Raw genomic sequence first — 12898 nt, forward strand, 5'->3', positions numbered from 1 at the left:
TTTACCTGGACTGCCGACGGTGCTTCACCGGCAAAATTTTCATCTGCTCGCGGTATTTGGCGACAGTACGGCGGGCGAGCTGGATATTATTGTCGGCCAGCTTTTCTGCGATAGCATTATCGCTGAGGGGCTTGGCCTTATCTTCCTCCTGGATCATCTTGCGAATCCGGGTCTTGATCGATTCGGCAGCCAGTGCTTCCCGGCCTTCACGGGGAATGGCGGTGGAGAAGAAGTATTTCAGCTCGTAAATTCCCTGGGGGGTGTGGGTGTATTTGTTGGAGGTAACACGGCTGATGGTTGATTCGTGCATCTCAATATCTTCGGCAACATCACGGAGGATAAGCGGCTTCAGATATTGGGGGCCACGCTCAAAGAAATCATGCTGAAACTTCAGGATCGACTCCATAACCCGGTAAATGGTGCGTTGTCGCTGGTAGAGCGACTTGATAAACCATTCGGCATTCTTTACCTTGTCGACGATGTAGCTGCGTTGCCCCTTTCCAAGCTTTTTGGCACCGTTTTCCAGCATCGCCAGGTATTCTTCAGAAAGCTTGAGGTTGGGCATGTCATCGTCATTCAGGCGGATCTCATATTCACCATCCACCTTCACCACATAGACGTCCGGCACGATATAGTTGGTGTCTTCCTTGGTATATGGAAGACCGGGGTACGGCGTAAGCTCGGAGGTGATAAAATCGATGGCACGTATGATGTCGTTACGCTTTTTGCAGGTGGCCTTCATCAACTCTTTGTAATTGCGAACCTCAAGCAGGTGCAGATAGTCTCGGACTATGATTGCGGCCAGGCTGTCACCTTTGCCCATTCGTTCAAGCTGAAGGTACAGTGACTCGCTCACGTCGCGGGCTGCGATACCTGGCGGGTCAAGATCCTGAATAAGCTCAAGAACATATTCTACCTCGTCGGTGTAGCTGCCCACTGCTTCGATAATGTCCTCGATTTCAACTTCGAGAAAACCGTAGCGGTTGAGATTGCCGATAATGAAGATGGCAACGTCCATTTCCGCCTCATCAAGCTCGCTGTGAGCGAGTTGCCACTGGAGATAGGCAGAAAGACCTGGCTTTTCGCTGATAAAGTCAAACTGTGAAGGCGCGTCGGCAGGTGGAGTCTCTTTGGCAAAAGAAAAGTTGCTGTCGAAATTGTTGGAGTAGTCCTCCCAGTTTACCTCGCCGAGGCTCTCGGTTGTTGCGCCAAGCTTTTCGGTGAAGTCACTTTCCTTGCCTGGCTCGGTGACTTCTATGGATGCCTTCAGTTCGGGGGGAAGCTCGATGGTATCGTTTTGGGAAAAATCTTCTTCAAGGGCTGGGTTTTGTTCGAGTTCAGCCTGCAGGGCACCGGCCAGCTCTAACCTATTGAGCTGCAGAAGTTTGATGGCTTGACGCAGTTGTGGCGTCATGACCAGTTTCTGGGCGAGCTTGAGCTGTTGCCTGAGTTCCAATGCCATAATAACCGCCTGTGCTACATGCTGAAATTTTCGCCAAGGTACATTTTCCTTGCAACTTCGCTTTCAATGATGTCGTTGGCGACACCGCTGGTGAGGATCTGGCCGGCATTCATGATGTAGGCAAAATCGCATACCTGCAGCGTTTCCCTGACGTTGTGATCTGAGATCAGTACCCCGAGGCCCAGATCTTTGAGGCTGTAGATGAGCTTTTGCAGATCATTTACGGCCAATGGGTCAATCCCGGCGAATGGTTCATCGAGCAGGATGAACTGGGGGCGTGTAGCAAGGGCCCGCATGATTTCAACCCTGCGACGCTCACCACCCGAGAGTGCATGACCAAGATTATTACGAAGATACCCTATCTTCAGGGTTTCCAGCAACTCTTCAATACGATTTTTAATTTCGTTTTTACTTAAACCCAACGGTTCGAGGACAATACGGACATTTTCCTCGACAGTGAGTTTTTTAAACACCGAAGGCTCCTGGGCCAGATAGGAGATACCTTTGAGGGCCCGTTTATGAATGGGCAGATGGGTGATCACTTCACCGTTTAAGACGATATTGCCGCTGTTGGGGCGGATGAAGCCGGCCATCGAGTAAAACGAGGTGGTCTTGCCGGCACCGTTCGGCCCGAGCAGGCCGACCACAACTCCGGTGTTCACCTGCAGACTGACCCCGTTGACTACGGTGCGGCTGCCATATTTTTTGACGATGTTTCGCGTTTCAAGGAGTGCCATGTTTATCCGGTTGTATCCTTTTGCTGGGAAGAAATTGAGTTTCTACCCGCATTGCTGCGTATACTGCTTCGCGGCCCTTGGGTTGTAGTCGCTGTTACTGTTCGAGAATGGTCATATTGACCCTGCCGGGCTTCTTGTCTTTGCCTTCACCGTTTTCACCCACAACGGCTTTAGTACGCTTGGCGACAACTTCAGAACGGCCTTCATCGATGTAATAGATGATTTCATCGCCGCTTACCATGTTTTCGCCTTGCCAGGCCTTGGCGCTGCCGATGAGGCGAAACTTGCGCTCTGCAGCCAGGTAGATCATCTTCTGGGAGGTGCCCAGCCAATCGCCACGGGTAATTTCCACATTGCCGTCAGACTGGATTTTTTCCACCTTCTGACCAAGCCGTGCGCCACTGTTGTTCTTGGCCTGCTGGGTGTAATAGACGGTCATCTTGTCGGAACGGATGCGTACATCTTCCTGTCTCGCATCAACATTTCCGATAAAAATCACGGAGCTTTCCTTTTCAAGCGAGGACATGCGGTCAGCCTCGATCCGGATAGGGGGATCTTTCTTTTCAGCATAACTTGTCACGCTGAGGCTCAAGGTTATGAGCAGTGATACCGCTAGAATGCGTATAATGCTGGAACGCTTAATCATAGAATTTCTCCAAAAATCTCCTTTACGGAACGTGTCCTATGCAATTACCAGGCCCATGTTAGCGCATAGCATAAAAAAAGTAAAGCACAGCTATGCGTGTTGCACGGCGGATATTGAAATATTATAATTTTTTTAGCTGGTGTAGCCGGGCATGTGGTGGTTCGTGAATAGTGTTTTTGCTGCAATATCCCGGGTCGCGATCAATAGATTTCTCACATAATGGTTGGGAAAAACTAGAATGTATACCCTCTGTTGCGACAAGTTACAAGCTGTCTGGTGGCAGTCGAAGTGATTCACTCACACATTTTAATACAATTGTCTCAATCTGGTATTAAAGCAAATTCGCTCCGGCTCCAATCCTTAATTTTCAATTAGCCCGGATAATCCATCCATCAGTTCCAGGCAGATACCATGGGTGAAAGATATGGTTTTCAAGGGTGGCCGTTACGTAGCGTTTTTTCTGGTTACTGCTGATCTTCAGCTTGTCGGGGGGATGAGATAGAGATGCTGGGTGAGGTGTGACAGACTGGCCAGCGACCTAGCCTCGCAATTATAATGCATATGTGCTTGTAGGGAGGAGTTTTTCAGCTTCAAGCTGCTCCCTCCTGTCACCTTGCTCCTCACGCCTCACTGTCTCCGGTTGAGCCTCGTTATTTTAAAGATTGTCTTTTGAAGGGCTTCCCCTCAATGATCCTGTGAAATTGGGGCTTCGCTCTCTACAGGGAGCGTGGCACATAACACGCTGTAAGGTCATGGGGACGGTCCCATGAGAAGATTCTTTACTTGGTCTGAGCGAATTTGTACAATGCTTGCCTGTTTTAAAGAATCTTCTCTCGTCAACCCGTTTATTTCACTGAATTTCAACAACAGGCTGATGTGCTTTGCCAGCAGCAGCCGCGGATAAGCCAATGAAGGAAAGTATTGAAAGGGCCAAGGTCCTTATAGAGTCGTTGCCGTATATGCAGGAGTTCAGGCACAAAACGGTGGTAATCAAATATGGCGGACACGCCATGGTGGACGAGCATCTCAAAAAACAGTTCGCCCTCGATGTCATTCTGCTTAAGCAGATAGGGATCAACCCTGTCATCGTCCACGGCGGTGGGCCACAGATCAACCGTTTTCTCGACAAGCTCGATATCAAGCCAAGTTATGTGCAGGGCATGCGTGTGACTGACGGCGAGACCATGGATGTGGTCGAGATGGTTCTAGTGGGCAAGGTCAACAAGGAAATAGTAGGCCTGATTAACCACTGTGGCGGGAAGGCGGTGGGACTCTCCGGTCGCGACGGTGACCTGGTCTGTGCCCAGAAACTGAAAATGTGCGCGAAAAGTGATAAGGAAGAGCTTGAGAACAAGCCGCCGGAGTTGATTGATCTCGGGCGGGTTGGCCAGGTGACGAAAATAAATGCCGGCGTTCTCGAAAGTCTCTACCAGGGGGATTTTATCCCGGTCATTGCTCCGGTTGGAGTTGGTGAAGATGGGCAGGCATACAATATCAACGCCGATCTGGTGGCTGGCGCTATTGCCGGTGAACTCTCTGCCGAGAAACTGATTTTGCTCACCGATGTTCCAGGCGTAAAAGATAAGGAAGGCAACCTCATCCAGACCCTCGAACGGGGCAGGCTGGAAGGGTTGATTGATGACGGCACCATAGCCGGCGGCATGATTCCTAAAGTCCGCTGTTGTGAAGACGCGTTAAAACGCGGGGTGTCGAAAACGTATATTGTAGACGGCAGGCTGGAACACTCCATCCTGCTCGAAATGTTTACCCGGGAGGGTGTAGGATCGGAGATTTACTGATGGAAACGCAAAATGAATTGTTGAAAGCAAAAGGCGATCAGGTATTTGTAGGTACCTATGCGCGCTACCCTGTGGCGATGGTCAAGGGTGAGGGGACACGGCTTTACGATGCCGACGGTCGCGAGTATCTTGATTTTCTCGGCGGTATCGCCGTGGCAGCGCTTGGACACTGCCACCCCCGTGTTACCGAGGCAATCTGCCGCCAGGCCGGGGAGCTGGTCCACGTTTCCAATCTCTATTATACCCGCCCGCAGACTGAGCTTGCCGAGTTGCTGGTAGCCAACACTTTCGCCGACAGGGTCTTTATGGCCAACAGCGGTGCAGAGGCGAACGAGGCTGCCATGAAACTGGCACGAATCGCCAGTCCGGAGGGCAAGTACGGGATCATAACCCTGGAAGGTTCATTCCATGGGCGTACCCTTGCTGCGGTTGCGGCAACCGGCCAGTCGAAGTTCCACCAGGGATTCGAGCCGATGCCGGAAGGTTTTCGCCATGCGCCTTTTGGTGATCTCGCAGCGCTTGAGGCGATGATCGACGACACCACCTGTGCCATCATGTGTGAACCGATCCAGGGCGAGAGCGGCGTTCGCCCCCTTGAGGTTGAGTACCTGAAAGCGATCCGTGCCCTCTGTGATGCACGTGGCTTGCTGCTGATCTTCGATGAAGTGCAGACAGGCGTGGGGCGTACCGGTTCTCTCTATGCGTACCAACAGCTCGGTGTGGTGCCGGATATCATGACTTCCGCCAAGGGGCTTGGCAACGGCATGCCCATTGGCGCTATGTTGACCACTGAGAAACTTGCGGCCAAAATGGTGCCGGGAACCCACGCTTCAACCTTCGGCGGTAATCCTGTCGCCTGCGCGGCGGCGGTTGCAACCCTGACGGTGATGTTGGAGGAGTCATTCTTTTCGGCGGTGAATGCCAACAGCACGCATTTCCAGGCTGGGCTGGCCAAAATGGTCGGGAAATATCCTGCGCTGGTCACCCAGGTGCGTGGCAGCGGTATGATGCTTGGCCTGGTGCTGACCGAAACGGGGAAAGAGCATGGTACGCCAATTGTTAACGCCCTGCTTGAAAAGGGTTTTATTATAAACTTCGCTGGTGGTACGGCGCTGCGTTTTGTGCCGCCGCTGACCGTGACCAGGGAGGAGATCGACCAGCTCCTTACAGCTCTCGATGTGACTCTCGCCGAGCTTTAATAGCCTGTAGAATGGAGTTCCTATGGCTTTTATGACAGCAGGCAACTGAGGGCGAATCGCTTCATTCCCGAACGGGCCGCTCGCTGCAGCTGATGTTGTCAGGCTATGAGGAGTTTGATTTAACGGGGAAAATGCTTTGCAAAGAGTATCATTTTTATGTAATGATACTCTTTTTCTTCCCGCTAAGGAGACTGTGTAGAGTGGGGAGAGGATTTCCCGCACAGCAGGAGCCGGACTACACAATCGGAGCTGTTCCCAGATCTCCTGTCCATGTATTCCAGATGATCCACAGGTGATATCATGCCAAAACATTTACGAGCATTACAGTATTTTACCAAGGAAGAGTTACTCGCTTTCATTAACCGGGCAATTGTTCTGAAAAAAGAGAAGGCGGAAGGTGTCATCCATCAGCACATGGTGGGAAAGACCGTTGCGCTTATATTTGAGAAACCCTCCACAAGAACCCGTGTCTCCTTTGAATCGGCCATGTACGGCCTCGGCGGCCAGGTTCTGTTTCTTTCAGGTCGCGACACCCAGCTCTCCCGCTCAGAGCCGCTCAAGGATACTGCCCGTGTTATGGCACGCTATGTAGACGGCATGGTGGTACGAACCTTCGGCCAGGAAGTGGTCGAAGAGCTTGCCGAATATTCCGATGTACCGGTGATCAATGCCCTGACAGATTTACACCACCCCTGCCAGATTCTCAGTGACTGCATGACAGTGATTGAAAAGAAGGGTGATATCGATAAATTGCACATCGCCTGGGTGGGTGACGGCAACAACATGGCCAACTCCTGGATTCAGGCAGCCGGTAAACTTGGATTTTCCCTGACTCTCGCTTGCCCGGAAGGTTTTGAGCCGGACCAGGAAATTCTTGCAGAAGCGAGAAAGGAAGCTGCGAAGGAGATCAAGGTGGTCCGCGACCCGGCAGAGGCTGTAAAAGGTGCCGACGTGATTAACGTTGATGTCTGGGCGTCCATGGGCCAGGAAGAAGAGCAGGATGAGCGTCTGAAGCTTTTTGAGGCGTACCAGCTCAACAGTGAACTCCTGCAGAAAGCACCGGCCGATGCGATCGTTCTGCACTGCCTGCCCGCACACCGCGAGGAAGAGATTACCGAAGAGGTACTTGAGGGTGAGCAGAGTGTGGTCTGGGATCAGGCTGAGAATAAGATGCATATTCACAAGGCTATATTAGAGATAATGCTCTCGAAATAGGGGACTTTCCTGATGCTGCTCAACTGCCTGCGATCGCACTGTTCCGCATAGCTTTACTATGGCGGAACAGCACGCTTGCAGCTATTTGAACCACCTCAGAAAAGCCGGCTGAGGGGAAGGCTACGGTAGAAAAAACCGTGATTTGGAGACCTTCCCTTATTTGTGAATTGAAAGAGATTTAGTAATTTTATTATATACCTATTGATTGAGGTTATGTGATGGATGTGAAAAAGATTGTGCTTGCCTACTCCGGTGGGCTTGATACTTCAGTAATTCTGAAGTGGCTGGCTGAGGAATATGATGCTCCCGTTATTGCCTACTCCGCCGATATCGGCCAGGAAGAGGACTGGGATGCGGTTCGCGAAAAAGGTATGGCAACCGGTGCGGAGAAGGTTATCATCTCCGATCTGAAGAAAGAGTTCGTGGAGGACTACATCTTCCCGGCTTTCCGTGCCAACGCCATCTACGAGGGTTCCTACCTGCTTGGTACCTCCATTGCCCGTCCGTTGATTGCCAAGGAGCAGATCCGCATTGCCCGGGAAGAGGGTGCTGATGCGGTGAGTCACGGTGCCACCGGTAAAGGCAACGATCAGGTTCGTTTCGAGCTGGGTTACATCGGTCTCGATCCGAGTATCAAGATCATCGCCCCGTGGCGTACCTGGGATCTCACCTCTCGTACCAAGCTGGTTGAGTTCGCCAAGAAGCATAACATCCCGATTCCGACCACCAAGAAGAACCCGTACAGCTGCGACGAGAACCTGCTGCACATCTCTTACGAAGGCGGTATCCTTGAAGATCCGTGGAACGAGCCTGATGAGGACATGTTCAAGATGACTGTCTCTCCGGAGAATGCACCGGACAAAGCAACCTACATCGAGATCGAGTTCAAAAAAGGTGATCCGGTGGCCATTGACGGTCAGGCTATGGAGCCCCTGGCGCTCTTTACCATGCTGAACAAGGTTGCCGGTGCCAACGGTATCGGTCGTCTCGATCTGGTCGAGAACCGTTTCGTCGGCATGAAGTCTCACGGTGTGTATGAGACCCCGGGCGGCACCCTGATGCGTGAGGCGCATCGTGCGCTGGAGGCAATAACTCTCGACCGTGAGGTTATGAAAGTTCGCGACTCCCTCATGCCGCGTTACGCTGAGCTGATCTACAATGGTTTCTGGTTCTCACCCGAGCGTGAGTTGTTGCAGCTAACCATGGATGAGGCCCAGAAAACCGTAAACGGCACCGTACGCATGAAGCTGTATAAGGGAAATTGTATGCCGGTTGGCCGTAAGTCCGAGCAGTCTCTCTACCAGGAGAGCTTTGCCACTTTCGAGGAAGATACTGTCTACGACCAGGGTGACGCCACCGGTTTCATCCGTCTGAACGGTCTGCGACTCAGAATTCAGGCCTTGCAGAATAAGTAACGTTATGACACAACAAAAAAAAGAAGGTTCGGATAAGCTCTGGGGCGGCAGGTTCGCCGAGGGCACAGCCGCTTCGGTGGAGGCGTTTACCGCCTCCATCCACTATGACTCAAGGCTGTATAAATACGATATCGCCGGCTCCAAAGCCCACGCCGCTATGTTGGCTGATAGCGGTATCATTGCTGTCGACGAGCTGAAGCTGATTGTCGAGGGGCTCTCCTCCATCGAAAAGGATATCGAAGAGGGCAATTTCGAGTTCCGCCGTGAACTGGAAGATATTCACATGAATATCGAAAAGGCGCTGGTGGATCGCATCGGCCCTGCCGGTGCCAAGCTGCATAGTGCCCGTTCCCGTAACGATCAGATTGCGCTGGACTTCAAGATGTACCTGCGGGATCAGTGCGATATCCTCGCCGATCTGCTGCAGAGCATCCGCCGTGCGTTTGTGCTGTTGGCCAGGAAGTATCTCGGTCAGGTGATGCCGGGGTATACCCATCTGCAACGAGCGCAACCGGTGCAGATCGCCCATCACATGCTGGCCTACTACGAGATGTTCGGTCGAGATCGTGAGCGTATTCTCGACTGCCGAAAGCGTATCAACCTCTCGCCGCTGGGTTGTGCGGCCATGGCCGGCACCGGCTTGCCTATCAATCGGGAGCAGGTGGCAGAGGCACTCGGTTTTGACGGGGTGACCGCGAACTCCATGGATACCTCAGGTGATCGTGACTACGCCATCGAGTTCGTGAGCACCTGTACCATGATCCAGCTGCATCTCTCGAGACTTTCCGAGGAGCTGGTGCTCTGGTCTTCTTCCGAGTTCAACTTTGTGGAAATTTCCGATAAGTTCTGTACCGGCTCGTCGATTATGCCACAGAAGAAAAACCCGGATATCCCTGAGCTGATCCGTGGTAAATCCGGCAGGGTAACCGGTAGCCTGATGAGCCTGATAACCCTGGTGAAAGGGTTGCCGCTCACCTATAACCGTGACCTGCAGGAAGACAAGGAGCCGGTGTTCGATACCGTAGATACTGTCACAGCCTCTGTGGCGATTATGGCGGAATTGCTTGAAAATCTTAAATTCCGCACCGATAATATGGTGGAGGCCACCAGAACAGGTTTTATCACCGCCACCGATCTTGCGGATTACCTGGTCATGAAAAATGTACCTTTCCGCGAGGCTCATGGTATTGTTGGTGGTGCGGTGGCCTACTGTCTTGACAAGGGTTGTGAGCTGTATGACCTCTCCATCGAAGAGATGAAGCAGTTTTCCGAGGCGATTGAAGAGGATGTTTTTGCGGTATTGAGTGTTGAGGGCTCGGTGAATAGCCGTGTTTCAACAGGAGGAACGGGGCTCTCCCGCGTGGAAGAGGCCGTTGTTAATGCTGAAAAACAAATGGGGATATAAGGATGAGATCAGGGCGCGGAGCAAAAGTTGCAGGGACTTTGGTCCTGGGGACTGCTTTACTGGTTGCCGGGGGATGCGGTTTTAAAAACCAGCCGGTGCCACCGGATACAGTAGTGCCTGAAGCAATTCGGGATCTGCGCTATACCATTGAAGACAATGGTGCTCAACTGTCCTGGACATATCCTGTAGAAACCATCGCAAGAGAAAATATAGAGGCGATCTCCACCTTCGAACTGTTCACGGCGGAGATCCCCCTCGACGATTATTGTGCAGGCTGCCCCGTTCCTTACGGGCGAATCATAGAGATTGACGGCGGCCAGTCGATGCTGAACAACGTTCCAAGGGTTGCCAGCTACCAGTATGGGCCCCTGAAAAATGCGTATAAGTATTTCTTCAAAGTTCAATCCCGTACCAGTTGGCTTGCTGCCAGTGATGATTCCAATACCATTACCTTCGTATACCACATACCTGCGGCTCCCCCCGAGGGGCTTCAGGCCGCGGCGGTTGACTCCAGCGTCAAGCTGAGTTGGCAGCCTGTGAGTACCACCGTGGAAGGCAAGGTTATTGTAAATCCGATTAAATATCAGGTTTTTCGTCGAACCGGTGAGGTTGAGTTTGCCAGGGTTGGCGGCATAACGAGTGAGACCAGCTATACCGACAAAGCTGTGGTCAATGGCCAGACCTATGACTATGCCGTACAGGCCCTGATGGTCTTTGACGAAGACCTCACTCCGGGTAAGCGCAGTGCCCATATTTCCGCCACCCCGATTGATATCACCCCGCCGCCCGTTCCTACCGGGGTGATGGTTGTGGCAACCGGAGAAGGCAACAGGATAATCTGGGATCCACCTGATGAGGACGATACCGCGAGCTATAAAATTTATCGCCGGGATGATAGCCGTGACAGCCTGACTGCGGTGGGAGAGGCCACTGTGCCGAGCACGACGTTTATCGATTCTTCAGCGGAAGAAGAACGAGTGTATTATTATAGCGTCACGGCCTTGGACAGCCAGCAGCCACCGAACGAAAGTGAAAGGTCGGAGGAGGCAACCCTGAGGCATTAAAGGCGTGTTGTACCAACAGGTCTGTGCCCGATGTAATTTAATGGCCCTTCAGTCCACCCGTAATGGCTGAAGGGCTTGTTTTATGTAAAGTATAATCAGTTAAGGAGTATGGCGATGGCGGTGCAGTTTCCGGTAGCCTTTGAAAAATTAAGTGGGACGGGCAATGATTTTGTGGTCATCGACAACAGGGATGGTCGCGTAGCACATGAAGAGCAGCCGGAATTTGCCAGAAAGGTCTGCCGCCGCATGTTCTCGGTGGGTGCTGATGGAATGTTTTTGATAGAACATTCGTCAAAGGCAGATTTTCGCTGGCAGTTTTACAATGCAGATGGCTCAGTCGCCGAGATGTGCGGCAACGGCGCGCGTTGTGTTGCCCGTTTTGCCTACAGTCACGGTATCGCAGAGCGGAAGATGCGCTTTGAGACCCTGGCCGGCATCATCGAAGCTGAAATTATTGGCGAAGCTGAAGATGTTCGGGTATTGCTTACTGAGCCTTACGATTACCGCTTTGACCTCAAAATCGCCATTGATGGCACCGATCATTCTGCCAGTTTTGTGAATACCGGTGTGCCCCATGCGGTTCTTTTTGTCGAAGATGAGCAGGCACCTGTGAAAAAATGGGGCAGGGACGTTCGTTTTCACGATCTTTTCGCACCGGCAGGAACAAACGCAAACTTCGTTCGGGTGCTCGGCCAAAACAGAATAGAGTGCCGCACATATGAGCGTGGTGTGGAGGATGAAACCCGGGCCTGTGGCACGGGTGCCACCGCCGCTGCCATTATGGCCGCAATCGAAAAGAATATGTCTTCGCCAGTGGAGGTCCTTACTTCCGGAGGTGATACTCTGTTGATCTCCTTTGACAAAGAGGGCACAGAAGTGAAAAATGTGTATCTGCAGGGCCCGGCGCGAAGAATATACACCGGTAACCTTACTGCAGAGTCTTTGCTGTAGAAAAGTAGTTTAAAAACATACGACTGAATTGAACAGTAGTTCAGGCAAGCAGGAGCGTGCAACCCGGTTAACCAGGCTGTACAACTCTGCAGTCTTATCGAAATACCAGGAGGAGTCATGGAAAGATTTCACGGAGCAATTACCGCAATAATAACCCCGTTCACTGACGGTAAAGTTGATGAGCAGGCATTTGTGGACCTGATTGAATATCAGATTGCCAACGGTATTCACGGTATCGTGCCTTGCGGCACCACCGGTGAATCGGCAACTCTCGGGTTCGACGAGCATAAACGGGTTATTGAAATTGCGGTGAAAACTGTAGCCGGTCGCGTTCCGGTTATCGCCGGTACCGGTGCCAACAATACCCTTGAGGCGATCGAGTTCACCGAGAGTGCCAAGGAAAGTGGTGCAGATGCGGTCCTTTCCGTGGCTCCTTATTATAACAAGCCAAGTCAGGAAGGTATCTACCAGCATTTCAAGACGGTCTGTGAGGCTGTTGATATCCCGACGTTTCTTTACAATGTCCCAGGCCGCACCGTGGTCAATATTGAGCCGGACACTGTAGCGCGCCTGGCGGAGATCGATAACATTATCGGTATCAAGGAAGCCTGTGGTTCCCTGGAGCAGATCAGCGACGTTATCAGAAAATGTCCTGAAGACTTTATCCTGCTCTCCGGTGATGACTTCACCTCCATGCCGACAGTTTATGTCGGCGGCAAGGGCGTTATTTCGGTGGCATCCAATATTTACCCGAAGGGCATGGCAGAGTTGATGGAAGCTGCTTTGGCAGGCGATGTCAAGCGTTCCCGGGAGCTGCATTACAAACTGTATGATCTGATGAAGTGTATGTTTTCCTGCCCGAGTCCGGCTCCCGCCAAGAAAGGGCTGGAGATGATCGGCAAGATTCCGAGCGCTGAAGTGCGGTTACCGATCACACCGGTGGATGAGCCGACCCAGACCAGGTTAACAGCAGTTTTGCAGCAACTTGAAATGATTTAAACCACG

General features: G+C 52.0%; 11 protein-coding genes. 8 read left to right on the plus strand and 3 right to left on the minus strand.

Annotated features, from left to right (window positions below; genetic code table 11):
* Position 1 precedes the first annotated feature (1 nt).
* The 3 genes from rpoN to lptA form a co-directional block, all read right to left on the minus strand.
* Positions 2 to 1462, minus strand: coding sequence for an RNA polymerase factor sigma-54 (rpoN, locus tag FCL45_RS03330; protein WP_136796057.1), 1461 nt, complete (start codon positions 1460 to 1462; stop codon positions 2 to 4).
* A 14-nt stretch (positions 1463 to 1476) separates the two neighbouring features.
* The gene (gene lptB, locus FCL45_RS03335) at positions 1477 to 2199 is read right to left on the minus strand and encodes an LPS export ABC transporter ATP-binding protein (protein WP_136796056.1); all 723 of its coding nucleotides are present in this window, start codon (positions 2197 to 2199) and stop codon (positions 1477 to 1479) included.
* 94 nt (positions 2200 to 2293) lie between these two features.
* Positions 2294 to 2845, minus strand: a complete 552-nt coding sequence (gene lptA, locus FCL45_RS03340) for a lipopolysaccharide transport periplasmic protein LptA (RefSeq protein WP_136796055.1) — start codon at positions 2843 to 2845, stop codon at positions 2294 to 2296.
* Between the two features lie 908 nt (positions 2846 to 3753).
* Here lptA and argB point away from each other — a divergent pair.
* The 8 genes from argB to dapA all read left to right on the plus strand — a co-directional run bounded on the left by argB (position 3754) and on the right by dapA (position 12892).
* Complete coding sequence (gene argB / locus FCL45_RS03345) at positions 3754 to 4644, plus strand: acetylglutamate kinase (RefSeq protein ID WP_136796054.1); 891 nt, start codon at positions 3754 to 3756, stop codon at positions 4642 to 4644.
* Complete coding sequence (locus FCL45_RS03350) at positions 4644 to 5843, plus strand: acetylornithine transaminase (RefSeq protein ID WP_136796053.1); 1200 nt, start codon at positions 4644 to 4646, stop codon at positions 5841 to 5843. The genes argB and FCL45_RS03350 overlap by 1 nt, the downstream gene beginning before the upstream one ends.
* Positions 5844 to 6143: 300 nt before the next feature.
* Positions 6144 to 7058 carry an ornithine carbamoyltransferase gene (gene argF / locus FCL45_RS03355; RefSeq protein WP_136796052.1) on the plus strand — a complete coding sequence of 305 codons (915 nt, stop codon included), beginning with the start codon at positions 6144 to 6146 and terminating at the stop codon, positions 7056 to 7058.
* A 218-nt stretch (positions 7059 to 7276) separates the two neighbouring features.
* Positions 7277 to 8473 (plus strand): argininosuccinate synthase, encoded by a 1197-nt coding sequence (locus tag FCL45_RS03360; protein WP_136796051.1) that lies wholly within the window; start codon positions 7277 to 7279, stop codon positions 8471 to 8473.
* A gap of 4 nt (positions 8474 to 8477) precedes the next feature.
* Positions 8478 to 9878 carry an argininosuccinate lyase gene (gene argH, locus FCL45_RS03365; protein ID WP_136796050.1) on the plus strand — a complete coding sequence of 467 codons (1401 nt, stop codon included), beginning with the start codon at positions 8478 to 8480 and terminating at the stop codon, positions 9876 to 9878.
* Positions 9879 to 9880: 2 nt separating this feature from the next.
* Positions 9881 to 10942, plus strand: coding sequence for a fibronectin type III domain-containing protein (locus tag FCL45_RS03370; RefSeq protein WP_136796049.1), 1062 nt, complete (start codon positions 9881 to 9883; stop codon positions 10940 to 10942).
* 114 nt (positions 10943 to 11056) lie between these two features.
* Positions 11057 to 11893: a diaminopimelate epimerase gene (gene dapF, locus FCL45_RS03375; RefSeq protein WP_136796048.1), complete on the plus strand. Its 837-nt coding sequence runs from the start codon at positions 11057 to 11059 to the stop codon at positions 11891 to 11893.
* Between the two features lie 117 nt (positions 11894 to 12010).
* Positions 12011 to 12892 carry a 4-hydroxy-tetrahydrodipicolinate synthase gene (gene dapA / locus FCL45_RS03380; RefSeq protein ID WP_136796047.1) on the plus strand — a complete coding sequence of 294 codons (882 nt, stop codon included), beginning with the start codon at positions 12011 to 12013 and terminating at the stop codon, positions 12890 to 12892.
* Positions 12893 to 12898: the final 6 nt, after the last annotated feature.

It is taken from the genome of Desulfosediminicola ganghwensis (genome assembly GCF_005116675.2).
Taxonomy (GTDB): Bacteria; Desulfobacterota; Desulfobulbia; order Desulfobulbales; family Desulfocapsaceae; genus Desulfopila; species Desulfopila ganghwensis.